Raw genomic sequence first — 16,157 nt, forward strand, 5'->3', positions numbered from 1 at the left:
ATGGCTAAAGAAGTTACTGTTGAAGAAAAGTTACGCGCTCTCTACGATCTTCAGCTCATTGATTCCCGAATTGATAAAATCCGCAGCATCCGCGGGGAACTACCTTTAGAGGTAGAAGACCTTGAGGATGAGATTGGTGGATTGGAAACCCGTGTCGAAAAGTTAAACGTCGATATCGACGAGTTGGACCAGGAGGTGAAAGCCAAGAAAAACCTGATCAAAGACTCTGAGGAGAAGATCAAGAAATACGAGTCGCAGCAGAAAAACGTTCGCAACAATCGCGAGTTTGATGCACTTTCTAAAGAAATCGAATTCCAGGAATTGGAAATTCAATTGGCTGAAAAACGCATTAAAGAGTTTAAAGCCAAAATCGATAATAAGAAAGAAGCTATTGCCGGTGCTGATGAGAAATTAGCCGAGCGAAAATCTCACTTGGAGTTCAAGAAAAGTGAGTTGGATAGCATTCTTAAGGAAACTCAAGAGGAAGAAGATCTTCTTTTAAAAGAGTCTACCAAGCAACAAAAAGTAATCGAGGAGCGCTTATTGAAAGCCTATACTCGTTTGCGTAACAGTGCTCGCAATGGCTTGGCCGTTGTGCCGGTTGAGCGTGGTGCTTCCGGTGGTTCATTCTTTACCATTCCTCCCCAACGTCAGTTAGAAATTGCCGCCCGGAAGAAAATCATCACCGATGAGCACTCTGGTCGTATTCTGGTTGACCCCGAATTAGCTCGGGAAGAGGAAGAGAAAATGGAGAAGCTTTTTACTTCTAAAAAGTAAATCATATTGCATCTTTGAGGGATCCTTAGCGATCCCTTTTTTTATGCGACATTTTTACCTACTCATTTTTAGCCTGGCCTTGTTTTCAGGCACCGCACAAAAGGTGGAATTCAATAAGGCTATGGAAGACGGCATCAAGGCGATTGCCGAACTTCGCTATGGCGATCTCCATCAAATCTTGACTCGGGAGCGCAAGGCTAATCCCGGCAATCGAGTTCCGGATTATTTGGAAGCGGCTGCTCTTTGTATCCGTGGTTTTTTCGTGGAGAATGAAGAATGGTATTCCAATAATGAGGCTCGACTGGATAAGCTCTTTGGTCGGGTAGAAGAACTCTCGGATACAGAGCCCTACAAGCGTGTATTCTTAGCCGAAATGGCTTTGGGACGCAGTGGCATTCACGGTAAGTACAAAAACAATATTAAGGCGGCATGGGGTTTTTACCGCGCCTATAATTTATTGGATGATAACCTCCGTGAATTTCCCAATTTTATTCCCACGCTTATTCCCTTTGGGGTTCTTCAAACCGCGGTAGGTAGCTTGCCTTCGGATTATAAATCGGTGGCTTCCTTATTTGGCTTTAAAGGCAATATCGAAGAAGGATTAAAAATGATCCGCAAGGCTTATTACTATAGCCTGGCCGATCCTAAATTGAAATTCCATCGCGATTATTTTGGCTTTGTTTATGCCTATGTGAACTACGAGCTCGAGACCGAAGAGCAGGTTAGTTTGTACACCCTAGGTATGGATGTAGAAGCTTCCTCCTTCTTCACCTATTTGGAGGCTCAGCAGAAACTTCGATCGGGCGATGCCAGTGAAGCTTTAAAGCTATTGCAAAATCGTCCTCTAAGCGAAGATTATTTAGAAGTTCCATTCTTTGAATACTATACTGGTAAGGTCGCTTTAATGATCAAGCCAGAAGAGGCTTATAAGCACCTGACCTTATTTTTAAAGACGGCCAAGGATGAGGAACATCGCAAATCAGCTTATCGCTATCTAGCTTGGTATCATTTATTAAATGGACAGAAGTCGGAAGCTGAGGCCTATCGACAAAAGATAATGCAGGAACCGGAAACCCTTACGGGCTCCGATAAGCAGGCGCTTGATGAGGCGATTCGCGGCTTTAACTTAGCACTGATTAAAGCTCGATTGGATTTTGATGCGGGTCGCTATGCGCGAATCGTAGAGAACCTCAAACCCGAAGGAGTGGAAGATTGCTGCCGTAAAAATTGGGAGCGACAAGAATACCATTACCGCAGAGCGCGAGCCTTACAGGAATTAGGATTGATTGATCAGGCGATTCCGGCCTTTTTAAAGGCAATGGAATATCAGGATCCGGTAAGCTTTAGTTTGGCCAATAGTACCTTGCAGGTTGCCATTTTGTTTGAGCATAAGGGAAATTGGTCCCAAAGCAAGCGCTATTTCAAAGAGGCTTTGGCCTTAGAAGGCTACCCATTTCACGAAGGTGTACAACAAAAAGCAAAAGCCGGATTAGAGCGTTTGCCTTAGATGAATTTCATAATTTCCCCAGCAAATCATAAAGATGGATCAACTGCTGAGTATCACTTGGGACGCGGGTCGCGGAATTGACCTGGGATTTTTTACCCTCCGCTATTATAGCCTGCTCTTTGCATTAGGCTTCGTGCTGGGATACTTCATCATGAAGCGAATATTTAAGCGTGAAGGTATTCCCATCGAAAAGCTGGATACCCTGCTTACCTATACCGTGGTGGCCACGATTGTAGGTGCTCGTTTAGGCCATGTTTTCTTTTACCAATGGGATTATTATTCGCAGCATCCCTGGGATATTATTAAAGTGTGGGAAGGTGGATTAGCCAGTCATGGAGCGGCGGTAGCCATTATTATCGCCATGATTATCTATTCTAAGAAAGTACTGGATAAGTCTACTTTATGGATATTAGATCGGGTGGTTATTACCGTGGCTTTGGCCGGATGTTTTATTCGTTTAGGCAATTTTGCGAACTCCGAAATTTATGGGGATGTCTCTAACTCCGCTTGGGAAATGGTCTTTACCAATCCGGTGCGTGATCGTATTTTAAATACCAATGGACAGTGGATTGATGGGGTAGAATTCATCGAAAAAGAGGAATATGAGATTACCGATTCGATTACCTATCCCATTTACGATGTAGAAGTTCATTTCAATCCTAAGATCGGCAACCGAGCAAGGGCGCAAGAGAGCTTTTTAGATCATATAAAACCCTTATTGGCAAGCGCTAGTAAAGAGGATAAAAACTTGGTGATTACCGGAAATGAATTCGAATGGGACGAGTCTGAAACTCTCGTAGGAACCATTGAGGCTCGCGGTTATCCTCGCCGACCCACCCAAATTTTTGAAGCCCTGGCCTATCTGGCCATCTTCTTTATCCTGGCTCGTTTGTATTTGGTGGCCGATGTTCGTCAAAGGGTAGGTATGCTCTTCGGACTTTTCTTAATCTTGGTCTTTGGCTTCCGCTTTGCAATCGAATTTTTGAAGGAGAATCAAGTAAGCGCCGAAGAAGGACGTGCTTTTAATATTGGTCAGAGTTTAAGTATACCGCTGGTGATTGCCGGTTTGTATTTCAGCATTTTCGCTAAAAAATTGAAGAATGAAAAAGAATAAGCAGCGCATCATTGCGATTGTACTATTAATCGCCCTGGGCTTGTGGATTGTAATTTCGGTAATTCCTAAAGGAACAAGTGGTCGCTCCAGTGATCGCCAGGTAGCACCTTCCAAGGCAGAACCTCCTTTTACCAAGGAAGCGGAATTAGCTATTCTTGATACTTCCGGTACCGATGTCTTGATGAACCTGGATATTGAATTAGCCGAATCGGTAGCTGAAATCCAGTATGGTATGATGTACCGCAAAAGCATGGATCGCAATATGGGAATGCTTTTCATTATGGGTAGCGAGGCCCCACGTTCCTTCTATATGAAGAACACCTATGTTCCTCTGGATATCATCTTCATTAATGATGATATGGAGATTGTAAGTATCCAAAAAAATGCGAAGCCTTTAGATGAAACTTCCTTGCCTAGTGAAGGTCCTGCCTCTTTGGTTTTAGAAGTGAAAGGTGGCCTAAGTGATGAGCTGGCTTTAGTGAAAGGCCAAAAAATTCGCTGGAATCGCCTACATTAAGGGCATGAAAAAGCTCGGTATATTATTGGCCTTGATGCTCTTTAGCATTGCGGGGCAGGCTCAGGTAGAAGTGGATGCAGAAGGTTTCGAAACCTTTAAAATGCAAGAAGGAGATACCACTTACCTCATGAAAAAGTACTTCTTAGTTTTTTTGAAAAGAGGCACGGAGCGCAGTCAAGATCAAGCCGAAGCGTTGAAAATTCAGACCGCCCATTTAGCCCACATGGATTCGCTGGCCAATATTGGTCAGTTGGATTTGGCTGGCCCCATGGGCGATGATACGGATTTAAGAGGAATCGTGGTTTTACGAGTTCCTACTATGGAAGCTGCCGAAGCCTGTGTAAAGGCAGATCCTGCCGTAAGGGCCAATCGATTGAGCTATGAAATTCACCCTTGGTGGGCAGCGGTAGGAAGTAAATTGCGTTAGCCTTTGTAGCGTCCGCCTTTAAAGAAGCGCTTAGACCAGTAAGCATTGCTTAAAGACGAAATCATCACTCCTCTGCTAGAGCTGGTATGCGCAAATTGACCATCACCAAGGTATATACCAACGTGATCGATTCGACGGCCTCGCACCTTAAAGAAAACCAGGTCGCCAAACTCCAATTCATCCTGATTTAAGGCTTCCATCTCAGAAAAGATATCCTCGGCCCGCCTGCCTTGGAATTCGCGTTCAAAAACCTCCTGATAGGCGATAATCACAAAGCCACTGCAATCCACTCCTTTTTTAGTCATGCCTCCCATACGGTGCGGAGTGCCATACCAATCATCAATAAAGCTTTCTAAATCACTTTCCTTAGCATCGAGGGCGGGCGCTTCATCGATCTCTTCGGATTTGCTTTTTGGCTTAGTAGTTTTATCCTTTTTTGAATTCAGGATTTCATGCTCAAACTGCGGTGCCGACTTGGGTTTGGATTTAGCAGGACTGCGCTGCAAACTTCCACAGGAAGAAAGCAGGAGTATAAAGCTTAGGGCCAAAAGGTATTTCGAATAGCGCCAAATCATAGGTCAAATTTCGGGAAGGAAATGAGATCTGCGGTCCTGAGTCTGAATTGTTATTGACAGGCTGATATGAACTAAAAAACCCCGTTTGCACGGGGTTTATAGAGGGGGAAGGTTCCAATAGTTTTCACTATTTCCTTATTCAAAGTACGTATCTGTCGCCTTTAAAGGAAATAGGTCATTTGCCTTATTTACCGGCTTGCTGCATACGGTTTTTCGATTCACCGTAATTGCGAGAACGGTAGATTTCGAAACGACTGGCCTTGCGTTCTTCGGGCCAAACATTGTCTTCTAAGTCGGTATCTGCGGTTTCTAGGAAAGGATCCAGCTCTATTTTCACCACTTCTTTTTCGAAAACAAAAACCTTTTTAAAGCGTAGTTCATTTTGGATCCAAATTTCCGCCGGATGACGGCTCACTTCGGTGCTGCCATCGGCAAAGGTGAAACGGAGGATTACCGGCATTACCAGGCCACCTTGATTTTCAAATTCAATTTCATAGAAATTCCATCCCGCATCGAGGTATTTCTTTTGCTCCTCACTAAGGCTCTCGCGGTATTTCTTGTACTGCTCACGATCGTAGGGAAGCACCGTAAAATCGTCATTCTTATTGTAGAAGTCAGCCATTTCTGGATGGGCATCACTGTAGTGCTTGCCTTTTAATTCCTTGCTATTTCGGCTATCGCCAATAAACTCATTTTGGGCCTCTTTGCGTTCGCGCGCCTTTTCAATATCCGGGTTTTTAGTATCGAAGCGATACCATTTTACTTCCTTCAGGGCGATGTCCACATTATCGGTGGTATAGAACCATCCGCGGAAGAACCAATCCAGATCGGTGGCAGAGGCATCTTCCATAGTGCGGAAGAAATCAGCCGGGGTAGGATGCTTAAACATCCAGCGTTGGCAATAGGTCTTAAAGGAATAATCAAAGAGCTCACGACCCATTACCGTTTCCCGCAGAATATTGAGGGCGGTGGCAGGCTTGCCATAGGCATTATTACCAAATTGAAGGATGCTTTCCGAATTGGTCATAATAGGCACCATATCCTGTTTTTCGGAGCGCATATAATCGGCAATCTTATAAGCTGGGCCACGGCGGCTGGGATAGTTCTCTTCCCATTCTTGTTCGGTTAAATATTGTACAAAGGTGTTGAGTCCTTCATCCATCCAGGTCCACTGACGCTCGTCGCTGTTCACAATCATGGGGAAGAAATTATGCCCTACTTCATGAATGATTACTCCAATCATACCGTATTTGGTATTCTTGCTATAGGTGCCATCCGCTTGGGGGCGACCGCCATTAAAGCAGATCATGGGGTATTCCATTCCGATGCGGTCGGTATGTACTGAGATGGCTACCGGATAAGGATAGTCGAAGGTGAATTTGGAATAGGTTTTAATGGTGTGAGCAACCACGCGAGTAGAGTAGCGCTCCCACAATGGATTACCCTCTTTAGGATAATAGCTCATAGCTAAAACCGTGCGATCGCCAAACTTAACTGCCATGGCATCCCAGATAAATTTACGACTGGAGCAAAAGGCGAAGTCACGCACATTATGGGCTTTGAAATGCCAGGTTTTTTCACCCTTTTCCTTTTTGCCTTCGGCTTTACGGGCTTCCATTTCATTCACAATAAAAACCGGATCTTCGGTATTATTGCGGGCTTCTTCCAAACGCTCTAGTTGTTCTTTGCTTAGTACCTCTTCACTATTTTGAAGGGTGCCGGTAGCTCCAACTATATGATCGGCCGGAGCAGTGATTTCAACATCATAATTACCAAAGGGCAGGGCAAATTCACCTCGACCTAAAAACTGTTTGTTCTGCCAGCCTTCCACATCATTATACACTGCCATGCGGGGAAAGAACTGAGCAATGGTATAGAGGTAATTGTCTTCATCCTCAAAATACTCCAGGCCAGAACGACCACCCAATTTGGCGCGATCATTAATATTATACCACCATTTAATGCTGAAGCTTACGCTATCGCCACTTTGTAAAGGCGCATCCAGATTAATGCGCATCATGGTATAATTGATTTTATAAGATTGGTCTTGACCCGATTGATCTTTAACCTGATCAATTTTAAAACCGCCATCAAAATCGTAGAATAGCTTTTCGATCTCATAGGTGCTCATACTTGAGCCTACATCACCAGTTTTTGTTTGCTGAGTGAGACTGTTTTGAGCGCGCATGTTCTGATCCAATTGCACCCAGAGATATTCTAATGACTCAGGTGCATTATTGATATAGGTAATAGTTTGCTCACCATAAATGCGTTGATTTTCATCATCGAGGCGAATCTTCATTTTATAGTTCGCCTGCTGCTGATAATAAAAGGCTCCCGGAGCACCACCACCGGTGCGATACATATTGGGGGTCGGGAGTAAGTCCTTCATCTGCCTGAAATGGCTGGTGTTGACATTTGGACTTTGGCCTCTAAGGCCTGCTGTTAGTAAGATGAAGGTCAGTAACAGTCCTCGTTTCATAAAGAGCGTGTTTTTTTGGAAAGGCCCAAAAATAGGAATCTAATTGGGATATAAGTCTTTGAGTGCAGCTTCCAGGTCAGGGAATTGATATTCAAATCCTGAATTTTGGATTTTTTCACTGCTACAGCGAGTGCTGGCCAGGGTTATGGCAGCCATCTCACCTAAGATTAATTTAAGTAAGCCGGAAGGGATAGGAGGGAGCCAAAAGGGACGATTTAATACCCCTGCTACTTTTTGACTAAGCGCTTTGTTTTGCACGGATTCCGGCCCAACGGCATTGTAGACACCCGTGCTTAAATTTTCATTTTCCAAGGCATGAACAAATATGCGGGCAAGATCACTACGATGTATCCAGGGCATCCATTGTTTGCCATCCCCTAATGGAGCACCTAGGCCCCATTTGATTGGTTCCGCAATTTTTGCCAAAGCCCCTTCCTTGGCATCCAGCACAATACCAATTCGCAGGCGTATGGTGCGGATCTTGAGATCTTCAAAAAGCTGGGCTTCCTGCTCCCATTTTTGGCAAACCAAGCTTAAGAAATCATTGCCAGGTGCATCCGTTTCCTGGTATATTTTATCAGGGTGATTGGGATAATATCCAGAGGCGCTGGCACTGATAAAGGCCTGGATTTTCTTAGGACTTTTCCGAACGGCATTATACAGTAAGCGGGTTCCATCCACCCGACTGCGGATAATGGTATTCTTGAAATGCGGGGTCCACCTCTGAGCAATATTAGCACCAGCCAGATTAATGATCGCATCGGCGAAAGCCAAAGCCTCCGAATCGATTTGATCCAGATCTGGATCCCATTGGAATACTTGAACGGATGCTATCTCCGACTTAGTACTGCGACTGAGCCAAGCGACTTGATGTCCTTTTTCTAAAAGTAGTTTTGTGATCTCCCGGCCAATAAGGCCACTGCCGCCGCTGATTAATACATTCATTAGCTAAACCTGGAATTTGGGTTCAAGGTAAAGCTAATTAACCGCCCTAAGCTATGCTTGTTCAATGACCGTGATAAATCCAGCGCTGTAGTGAAATAAACTCCTTATTGAAGTATAACTCCACTAAATAGCTGCCTTTGGGAAGGTCATTAAGATCGAGGTCACGATGTCTTTGACCTGCCATCTGAGTCCAGCTTTCTTCGCTGATGAGTCTACCGCTTTCATCCCGGAAGGCAAGCTTAAATACACCTGATTGTTCCGGTTCCTGATACCAAATTTGGGCATGCTTACCGGGGTTAGGCGCTAATTGCCAGTTGAATCCTGATTTAGGGTTTTCCAATTCTTTTTGTCCTAAGTTTAATTGGGACTTAATCAGGGAAACTTTAAAGAAATTGCTGCTGGCACTACTTTCATTACCCGTATTACTGAGAAAGATATTAGCAGCACTGCTTTCAATCCCACCAAAAATATAGCCGATAAAAACGGTATCGCCAGTTAATTGATTGTAATCGATAATGCCAGGTGCAGCCAATGGAATAGAAGGGTCGATAAAGAATTCGGAACCAGCTCCCAGCAAGGCGGGCATTTCCGCTTGAAATTTATGCTCCCAGAAATTACCCATGCTATCGCGACTTACACTGGCAATAGTTTTTACGAAGGGTACATTATTATCCTGAGTACGCACTCCATTTTGCTCGAAGTACTGCGCAATACCCCCGAAAAAGAGATTGTGCATCGCTTTGTTCTGGGCATCATAAAGAGCCACATTAGCGCAATGGTAATGATTGTAGTACTGATTGAAATTTGGGATTTCGGTCGCTCCACTGCTGTTGATGCGCACCGCATTGAGATAGGGTAGGTCAACATTAGGCTGAAAAACGCCCGAATAGGCGATTAGCCCAAAGCTGCCATCCTCGCGAATTTCTGGACCAACATTATAGTCGCGGCGGTGCAAAAGTTGGGGATCGCTGATGCTGTTTTCCCAGCTTACCTGAAATTGAGGAAAGCTGCCATTAATGCGAAAACGTCGCACAGCATTGGTATAAGTTTGGGTAAAGCTGGGGCCATTATGCGGATTATACCGTCCGGTAAACTCATGGCCTCCTACCAGATAGAAGGTGCTGTCTATACGTTCTAATTGTCCCCCGCAAACTGCAAAGTCAGGATGGCTGATTTGCTGAATGGCCGAAGTTGGAACCGACATGCCACTGCTTAAATTATGAAGTTGACTGAGGTCGATGATGGTAAGGGTAGCATGGGTAATATGGCTGCCGCCCGAGATTCCATAACCTCCTACTAAAAAGAGATAATCCCCTTCTTGATAATAGTTCAGGTTGGTGGATTTTAATGGATCTACGATACTGCTGCTTAGTTGTCCTAAGCTAAGTTTATAAAAGCCTGTATCGGGTTCAATTACCCAGATCTCATCATTATGCCCGGCGGCATCAAAAGAAGCGAAAGGTTGCCTTTGATGCAGACCATCGAGGCGACCGCCTACCAAGTAAAACTTGCCCTGATACTCGGCATGGGCAAAGGATTGTAAACCTCCACTTAGAGGTAAATTAATGCTCTCCAGAATCAGTTCGGATTGAGCGATTCCAACTAGGCTGAGGAGGCTTAAAAATAAAAGGCTTAAACGACGGAACATTTGGATGGTATTTCCGCCAAATCTAGAATATCAAAATGGCCTAATGGGTGACATAAGTCATTCGGCTAAAAGCTTTTTGGCTACCAATCGATCGATGGGTAAATTTAGCTCGTTGGGATTCAATTCATCGATGCTTTTCCAAATGAGTTCTTGATCCCCATGTTGGTTTAGTGCCTCACGATCACTGCGATGTAAGAGCGGGCTGAGGTCGGAACAGCTCACTTTATAGTAAATGCTCATAACCTGCATTCGATTGGAAAAGGCGGAAGGAACAAAATCTTCGGTGGTATAAAAGTGCTCATCCACCTGAATGTTGAGCTGACATTCTTCTTGAAATTCTCTGCGCAAGCATTCGAGGGTTCCTTCGCCAAATTCTAAACCACCCCCTGGGAATTTTAGATAAACCCCACCATAGATGTTTTCGCGTGAAAGCAGAATTTGCCCATCGTGAATTAATAATCCATAAACGCGAATGGTGAAGGCTTCAATACTTTTTCCGGTACTCATCGTACCAAATTTACGATTCCACGATGGATTCGCTCTTCACCTCCCGGTTGAATTTGATAGATCATGAAATAGGTATAGGCTCCGGCCGACATACCCTCACCATCCCAACTTTGGTTCTCTAATTGGGCTTGCCTTTTGCCATAGCGATCAAATATTTCCATGCGAAAGAAATATACGGCACTAGGATGGGGCCCAAATACATCATTTAAACCATCACCATTTGGAGTAAAGGCATTCGGCATTACCAATTCCAATTCGCGAAAGCGCGGAAAAAGAGTATCTCTTTGAGTACAGGAATTGGTGTCGATATAGGATACAATTACGCCCTCCGCCATTTGGGCTTCCGAGGCTACCCGCACGGGGTTTCCCATAATAACCGTGCTGCCATAGGTCCACTGAACCATTTCTCCTACGCCGGGGGCTTCAAATAGTATGCTGTCTCCAAGGATGGGGATTTCTGGACTAAAGCGAGCTTCAATGGGCTGAGCAGGGAAAAAGTCGAGGTAAATAGAATCCCTAAAAGAATCGCCACCACAAGGTTGGCTAATTTCACACCAGTATAAACCAGGCTTAATAATTTGAATGCTATCTGAAGTAGCTCCGGTGCTCCAAAGGATATCATAGTCTTCGCCACCCAAATCAATGCCCAGATAATTCGTGTCGCCGGGGCAGATGCTTCGATCTTGTCCCAAATCAAATACCAAAGGATCGTCAATGGTGCAGAAATCGGCAATGTTTAAAGGCAGACCGCTATTGGGGTAAGCTTTATTTACGATGGTGAAATCTCCATAACGATCCGGACTGAATACCGGAGAAACAGGGTCTGCGGATACGGTTGCAGGTTCTGTACTTATTGGGCTGAAAGTAGCAGGGCAGGTTGCCAAATTACTAAGGTCTTCATCTAACCAGCGAATGCTTTGAGCAATATTGGGGTTGAGGTCGAAGGTGAGCATTCCGCTAATGACCAATCTACCATTTGGCAGAACCTCAAGATCACGGGCCGATAGGCTGTAACCAAGATTAAATGGCAATCGATAGGAACTAAGGTACTGGCCATTTTCGTCTATTTCTATAATACCCCATTGACCATTACCCACCGAAAAATCAGTATAGGGGATTAGCAAATGACCTTCATCGTTTATCACGCAGGCTCCTGCATTAATATTTAAGAAGTTTTCGCTGCTCCAAACAACATTACCTTGAAGGTCAATTTTAAAGACATTCGTACGATCCAGAGCACCTACGAATTTCCCGAAAATCAAATAGCCATCCGGGAGGGAGATAGGAGGAAGGTTGCTTTGGTAGGAATTATCATAGCGTTTGATCCATTCAATATTGCCATTTCGATCGACCTTAAAAACCATTCGTCCCACGATATTGAGAACACCACCGGAAAGGGCAGGGGTCGACATTCCCCATATGCGCACATCACTATACTGAAAGGCATGAATTTCCTGTGCTTGGGGATTGAGCTTTAGAATGGTATTGGCCGGACCATTATTCGTAGTGGCATTTCCCGTGAAAATCAGGTTGCCATCTACATCAATATGAAACTGATACCAAACGAAGTTAATGGGTGCCGAAATGCGCTTGCTGATTAGCACTTGGCCCGTGTTTCCATCAATTTTAATTAGGGCTACGGCACTGTCGTGGCTAGCACCAATGGCAGCGGCCAGCCATAAATTCGTATCATCATTCTGAATCCGAAGAATGCGAGTAAAGTTGGTGCCTTCGAAAAACTTCCGCGCCCAAAGCGTATCACCACAAGCGTCAAAGCGGATAACTAAAGAAGATCGTGGACCATTAATAGGAGTGGAAGTGGCGCAAAGAGCAATGGAGCCATCGCTAAAGGCAGTGCTTTCTGTATTGAGACTGGCATTATAACCGGTAATAATTTTTTCCTGCCCCTGCATATAAAAGGCAGTGCATAGCAAGAAAAGACAAATTTGAGGCTTAATGCGCATGGCTTGAGGTCATTACTCTAATAACGCGAAAATATTGGCCTCGGTTGAATTTAACTTGCTGATTGATGCTGAGCTATACTTCCTTGAGTGCTCGCGCCATTTCCCGTTTTCCCGGCGGTCCGGGGATCTTTTCCACCTCTAATTCAGCTGCTTTCATGGCTCGACGTACAGAGCCTTTAACACAATAGGTGACCAATCGCCCCCCTGCTTTTAAGGCTTTGTGCATTTCAGCGAAAACTGATTCGCTCCAAAGTTCTGGTTGGGCTTCAGGCGAAAAGGCATCAAAATAGATTAGGTCGTATTGGGCCGCTTTCGCGGAATAGGTCCTTAGGTCGGTGCAGTTTTTCAGAAGGGTGAAATCAGGTCGTAAGCACACTTCCTGCTCCCAGGCTGCTTTATGTAAATCGAGGTAAAATTCTTGATATTCCGGTTTTTCAGAAAAGAGCTCAGGCCATTCTAAAGCTTGCCATTCTTCTTCCTGCAGGGGATATTTTTCCATGCTGTGGTAATAGATCGATTGGCTTGGCTTCTGCTTTTCAAAATGGCTGAGTAGTGCATTTAAACCAGTGCCGAATCCTACTTCCAGTATGCGAACTTCCTTTTGATCGGCAAAGAGTTTTAGGCCTGCCTCTATAAAAACATGGCGCGACTCCTGGAGCGCGCCATGTAGGGAGTGATAATTTTGTTGAAGTTCAGGAACATAAAGGCTGGGACTACCATCTTTGGTTTTTACCCAATGCCGATTCATGATTCGCCTTCTTGAATGCGCATTTTACGAATTTTGGGAAGGGGGCCCTGACAGTAAATCGTGTGGCAACTGGCACAAGTGCCTACCATATTGTTATAAGCTTTGATGCCTTCTTCACGATTTTCCGCTTTGGTAATCGCTTCCATATTTTTGATGTACTCCTTAGCCAACGCATCGAAAGTTTCATTCAGCTTTTCGTTGGCTTTGGCGGTGTGGATAGTTAGGAAGTCCTCAGGGAAACTTTCCGGAATATCCCCTTCCATAATCTGCTTTTTAAGGGCAAGATTACGGTCGTACATACTGCGCATTAAGAGAGCCAATTCGCTGGGCTCGTTCATTTCGAGCTCTTTTTTAGGCTGCGGTGCCTGGTCCTTGGTAGCGGCTTCAGCAGCTTGAGTTTCGGAATTAGACTCTTGTTGGCAGGCCACAAAAAAGGATGCCCCAATGAGGCATCCTCCTATAAATAATTTGCTAAAACGATTCATTAGCTCTTAATGATCACACCGTTAGCGGTGAAGTTTACACTGATTTCAGGCTCAGTGATTTGAGCAATTTCTTCTTCGGTTTTACCGGCATCTTCAGCGAGGTGCTTCAAGAAGTCAATGTCTAAGGTATCAACATAAGCAGTTCCTTGAACTACCGCATGCTCACCATTTAAGTTTTTAGGTACGAAGAAAGAATAGTCACGGAAACTTACACGTAATTCTTTACCATCACCCATATCCATTTTCATCCAACAACCTTTCTTCTGACAAGAGGAGTTTACGGTACCGGATAATTTCACGTCGATGGAGTCATTTCCATTCATCATGGCCAATAATTGGCTAACATCTACAGCATCATCTTCATTAATAGTGTCGCCATAGTAGTGATTTTCAATAGCTTCCGTGCTGGCTTCTACTGCGGTGCTATCGGAGCTAGCGGAGGTTTCGCTGTCACCTTCGTTTGTTGTATTTTTGCAAGCGCTAAGAAGGGCTACAGCAGATAGGAAAAATGCGAACTTTTTCATGGATTCTTTCTGAATTAGAGTAGCAAAGATAGCATTCTCTCAAAAGCGCAAAATAATGGAACTGATTTCGTTCCAATAAAATTTAAGTATGAAGATCACCAAAACCAAGCAGTCCCGAATAAACGATGTGGACTTTTCAAATCTGGTATTTGGGACTCAGTTTAGCGATCACATGTTGATTGCTGAATACAGCAATGGGTCCTGGTCAGAGCCGGAGATCAAACCTTATGGTCCACTGAGTTTTACCCCAGCCATGCATACTTTGCACTACGGTCAGGCAATCTTCGAAGGGCAGAAAGCCTATTATATGGAAGATGGTAAGATCGGGATTTTCCGTCCAGAGGCCAATGCCAAGCGATTGAATCATTCTGCTCGCCGTATGTTTATGCCCGAGCTTCCGGAGGATTTATTCATGGAAGGGATTCAAGCCTTGGTGGATTTAGATCGCCAGTGGGTGCCTAAAGCTGAGAACCACTCTTTATACTTGCGTCCTTTTATGTTCGGTAGCTCCGAATTTGTAGCCGCTCGTCCTTCCGAGAAATACATCTTCTGTATTATCTGTTCACCTGTTGGTCCTTATTATTCTGGGGATGTGAAGGTGAAAGTAGAAGAAACCTTTACCCGTAGCGCCAGTGGCGGGGTGGGTTCTACCAAGTGTGCTGGAAATTATGGAGGTGCATTTTTTGCCACCGATCAAGCTCGTAAAGAAGGCTATACTCAGGTTATTTGGACCGATCATGCCAATCATGAATTGGTAGAAGAAAGTGGTACCATGAATGTGGCCTTTATTATTGATGATACATTTATCACTCCTCCCTTAAGCGACCGTATCCTGGCCGGTATTACCCGCGATAGCATCCTTACCTTATTGCGCGATCGTGGTATAGTGAAGGTGGAAGAGCGTCCGGTTAAAGTGGAAGAGGTAGTGAATGCCGCTAAAGAAGGTCGTTTGCAAGAAGCCTTTGGTATGGGAACGGCCGCTGTAATCAGCCCCATTACTTCAATCGGTTTCCGTGGAACAGACTATGCAATTGCAACGCCACAAGATGGTTATGCGATGCGTATCAAAAAGGAACTTACCGATCTCCGTAGTGGAGCGGCTGAAGATCCTTATGGATGGATGCTGAAGTTCTAAGGATAGATTTAGACGATAGACAATAGACTTTAGATATTAGAGGCCTCCGAAAGGGGGCCTTTTTCTTGTAGATAGTATTAGGCCCGATGTTAATTACTTCTGTTAAACTGATTATTTTCACAGCCTTAAAACCTAGGCCATGAATTTTTACCTTATAAAAATTGTTTTTTTTGGAATAGCCATCTTCGTCTATTTCTGGAGAAGGGAACAGGCACGGGAAGCCAAGGAGCGTCAATCATTTTATTTTAACCCCGATCCAAATTCTATCCTACGCCTGCTTCCGGTAGAAAATCGAATGGACTTAAAGGAGGAGTTTCGCCAGCTGCATTTAAACTCTGGTAAAGGTTCTAAGCCTTATTTAAGCGAAGCGGGTTTTCGATTTCCTGAGCCTAGCCATCCAATTTTGGATCGAAAAATAACAAAGGATAGTCTGTCGAAAGTTTTAGGTCAAGCTAATTTGCCAGTGCGGTTCGAATGCTCTACTGGCGATCAAGCAGGGGATTTTATGCTTAAAAAGAGCCATGGCTATGGATGGAACGGCCAGGGCATCTGTTTTACTTTTAATAAAGAAAACCTGGTTAACGAAATTTGGATTGCTGGAGACTTGGCTTCTGTTTATCCTAAAATGAAGCCTGTCTTATTGGATTTGGGTAAGAAATGGAATTTGTTGCTGGCAGATTCTAAGCGGCAGAAAACCATTAGTCTCAGTAATGAAGATGCTCTGGATGAATATTACTTCCGTGAGGAAGAAGAAGTTCGGAGTAGAATGAGTTAGGATGTTTAGGTGAAATTTGAACCAGAG

General features: G+C 44.4%; 16 protein-coding genes. 7 read left to right on the top strand and 9 right to left on the bottom strand.

Annotated elements, in window-relative coordinates; genetic code table 11:
* The 5 genes from H4K34_RS13420 to H4K34_RS13440 are packed head-to-tail and all read left to right on the top strand — an operon-like array spanning position 1 to position 4,342.
* Positions 1–777, top strand: coding sequence for a zinc ribbon domain-containing protein (locus tag H4K34_RS13420; protein WP_210757901.1), 777 nt, complete (start codon positions 1–3; stop codon positions 775–777).
* Positions 778–820: 43 nt separating this feature from the next.
* Entirely contained in the window at positions 821–2,284 is a 1,464-nt protein-coding gene (locus tag H4K34_RS13425; protein WP_210757902.1) for a tetratricopeptide repeat protein, read from the top strand.
* A gap of 34 nt (positions 2,285–2,318) precedes the next feature.
* Positions 2,319–3,398 carry a prolipoprotein diacylglyceryl transferase gene (locus H4K34_RS13430; RefSeq protein ID WP_210757903.1) on the top strand — a complete coding sequence of 360 codons (1,080 nt, stop codon included), beginning with the start codon at positions 2,319–2,321 and terminating at the stop codon, positions 3,396–3,398.
* Positions 3,385–3,915 carry a DUF192 domain-containing protein gene (locus H4K34_RS13435; RefSeq protein ID WP_210757904.1) on the top strand — a complete coding sequence of 177 codons (531 nt, stop codon included), beginning with the start codon at positions 3,385–3,387 and terminating at the stop codon, positions 3,913–3,915. The genes H4K34_RS13430 and H4K34_RS13435 overlap by 14 nt, the downstream gene beginning before the upstream one ends.
* Positions 3,916–3,919: 4 nt before the next feature.
* Positions 3,920–4,342 (top strand): YciI family protein, encoded by a 423-nt coding sequence (locus tag H4K34_RS13440; RefSeq protein WP_210757905.1) that lies wholly within the window; start codon positions 3,920–3,922, stop codon positions 4,340–4,342.
* Here H4K34_RS13440 and H4K34_RS13445 read toward each other — a convergent pair.
* From H4K34_RS13445 to H4K34_RS13485, 9 genes are all read right to left on the bottom strand, one after another.
* Positions 4,339–4,917, bottom strand: coding sequence for a C40 family peptidase (locus H4K34_RS13445; protein ID WP_210757906.1), 579 nt, complete (start codon positions 4,915–4,917; stop codon positions 4,339–4,341). The two genes, H4K34_RS13440 and H4K34_RS13445, sit on opposite strands and share 4 nt — an antisense overlap.
* Before the next feature lie 184 nt (positions 4,918–5,101).
* Complete coding sequence (locus H4K34_RS13450; protein ID WP_210757907.1) at positions 5,102–7,399, bottom strand: M1 family metallopeptidase; 2,298 nt, start codon at positions 7,397–7,399, stop codon at positions 5,102–5,104.
* A gap of 39 nt (positions 7,400–7,438) precedes the next feature.
* A complete protein-coding gene (locus H4K34_RS13455) occupies positions 7,439–8,344 on the bottom strand; it encodes a TIGR01777 family oxidoreductase (protein WP_210757908.1) in 906 nt (301 codons plus the stop codon).
* A gap of 61 nt (positions 8,345–8,405) precedes the next feature.
* A complete protein-coding gene (locus H4K34_RS13460; protein WP_210757909.1) occupies positions 8,406–9,992 on the bottom strand; it encodes a hypothetical protein in 1,587 nt (528 codons plus the stop codon).
* Between the two features lie 57 nt (positions 9,993–10,049).
* Entirely contained in the window at positions 10,050–10,499 is a 450-nt protein-coding gene (locus H4K34_RS13465) for an NUDIX domain-containing protein (protein WP_210757910.1), read from the bottom strand.
* Positions 10,496–12,463, bottom strand: a complete 1,968-nt coding sequence (locus H4K34_RS13470) for a T9SS type B sorting domain-containing protein (RefSeq protein WP_210757911.1) — start codon at positions 12,461–12,463, stop codon at positions 10,496–10,498. The genes H4K34_RS13465 and H4K34_RS13470 overlap by 4 nt, the downstream gene beginning before the upstream one ends.
* 73 nt (positions 12,464–12,536) lie before the next feature.
* Positions 12,537–13,211 carry a tRNA (5-methylaminomethyl-2-thiouridine)(34)-methyltransferase MnmD gene (gene mnmD / locus H4K34_RS13475; RefSeq protein ID WP_210757912.1) on the bottom strand — a complete coding sequence of 225 codons (675 nt, stop codon included), beginning with the start codon at positions 13,209–13,211 and terminating at the stop codon, positions 12,537–12,539.
* Complete coding sequence (locus H4K34_RS13480) at positions 13,208–13,696, bottom strand: hypothetical protein (protein ID WP_210757913.1); 489 nt, start codon at positions 13,694–13,696, stop codon at positions 13,208–13,210. Before H4K34_RS13480 ends, mnmD begins: the two co-directional genes overlap by 4 nt.
* Positions 13,696–14,220, bottom strand: coding sequence for a DUF4920 domain-containing protein (locus H4K34_RS13485; protein ID WP_210757914.1), 525 nt, complete (start codon positions 14,218–14,220; stop codon positions 13,696–13,698). Before H4K34_RS13485 ends, H4K34_RS13480 begins: the two co-directional genes overlap by 1 nt.
* 88 nt (positions 14,221–14,308) lie before the next feature.
* On the opposite strand from H4K34_RS13485, the gene H4K34_RS13490 reads away from it, so the two are divergent.
* Both H4K34_RS13490 and H4K34_RS13495 read left to right on the top strand, forming a co-directional pair.
* Positions 14,309–15,355: a branched-chain amino acid aminotransferase gene (locus H4K34_RS13490; RefSeq protein ID WP_210757915.1), complete on the top strand. Its 1,047-nt coding sequence runs from the start codon at positions 14,309–14,311 to the stop codon at positions 15,353–15,355.
* A gap of 139 nt (positions 15,356–15,494) precedes the next feature.
* A complete protein-coding gene (locus tag H4K34_RS13495) occupies positions 15,495–16,130 on the top strand; it encodes a hypothetical protein (protein ID WP_210757916.1) in 636 nt (211 codons plus the stop codon).
* Positions 16,131–16,157 lie beyond the last annotated feature (27 nt).

Origin of the sequence: Croceimicrobium hydrocarbonivorans (assembly GCF_014524565.1) — a bacterium.
Lineage (GTDB): Bacteria > Bacteroidota > Bacteroidia > Flavobacteriales > Schleiferiaceae > Croceimicrobium > Croceimicrobium hydrocarbonivorans.

Excerpts from the sequence above, each read along its gene's own strand:
- H4K34_RS13420 (WP_210757901.1), top strand. The coding sequence starts at position 1 with ATGGCTAAAGAAGTTACTGTTGAAGAAAAGTTACGCGCTCTCTACGAT.
- H4K34_RS13425 (WP_210757902.1), top strand. The coding sequence starts at position 821 with ATGCGACATTTTTACCTACTCATTTTTAGCCTGGCCTTGTTTTCAGGC.
- H4K34_RS13430 (WP_210757903.1), top strand. The coding sequence starts at position 2,319 with ATGGATCAACTGCTGAGTATCACTTGGGACGCGGGTCGCGGAATTGAC.
- H4K34_RS13435 (WP_210757904.1), top strand. The coding sequence starts at position 3,385 with ATGAAAAAGAATAAGCAGCGCATCATTGCGATTGTACTATTAATCGCC.
- H4K34_RS13440 (WP_210757905.1), top strand. The coding sequence starts at position 3,920 with ATGAAAAAGCTCGGTATATTATTGGCCTTGATGCTCTTTAGCATTGCG.
- H4K34_RS13445 (WP_210757906.1), bottom strand. The coding sequence starts at position 4,917 with ATGATTTGGCGCTATTCGAAATACCTTTTGGCCCTAAGCTTTATACTC.
- H4K34_RS13450 (WP_210757907.1), bottom strand. The coding sequence starts at position 7,399 with ATGAAACGAGGACTGTTACTGACCTTCATCTTACTAACAGCAGGCCTT.
- H4K34_RS13455 (WP_210757908.1), bottom strand. The coding sequence starts at position 8,344 with ATGAATGTATTAATCAGCGGCGGCAGTGGCCTTATTGGCCGGGAGATC.
- H4K34_RS13460 (WP_210757909.1), bottom strand. The coding sequence starts at position 9,992 with ATGTTCCGTCGTTTAAGCCTTTTATTTTTAAGCCTCCTCAGCCTAGTT.
- H4K34_RS13465 (WP_210757910.1), bottom strand. The coding sequence starts at position 10,499 with ATGAGTACCGGAAAAAGTATTGAAGCCTTCACCATTCGCGTTTATGGA.
- H4K34_RS13470 (WP_210757911.1), bottom strand. The coding sequence starts at position 12,463 with ATGCGCATTAAGCCTCAAATTTGTCTTTTCTTGCTATGCACTGCCTTT.
- mnmD (WP_210757912.1), bottom strand. The coding sequence starts at position 13,211 with ATGAATCGGCATTGGGTAAAAACCAAAGATGGTAGTCCCAGCCTTTAT.
- H4K34_RS13480 (WP_210757913.1), bottom strand. The coding sequence starts at position 13,696 with ATGAATCGTTTTAGCAAATTATTTATAGGAGGATGCCTCATTGGGGCA.
- H4K34_RS13485 (WP_210757914.1), bottom strand. The coding sequence starts at position 14,220 with ATGAAAAAGTTCGCATTTTTCCTATCTGCTGTAGCCCTTCTTAGCGCT.
- H4K34_RS13490 (WP_210757915.1), top strand. The coding sequence starts at position 14,309 with ATGAAGATCACCAAAACCAAGCAGTCCCGAATAAACGATGTGGACTTT.
- H4K34_RS13495 (WP_210757916.1), top strand. The coding sequence starts at position 15,495 with ATGAATTTTTACCTTATAAAAATTGTTTTTTTTGGAATAGCCATCTTC.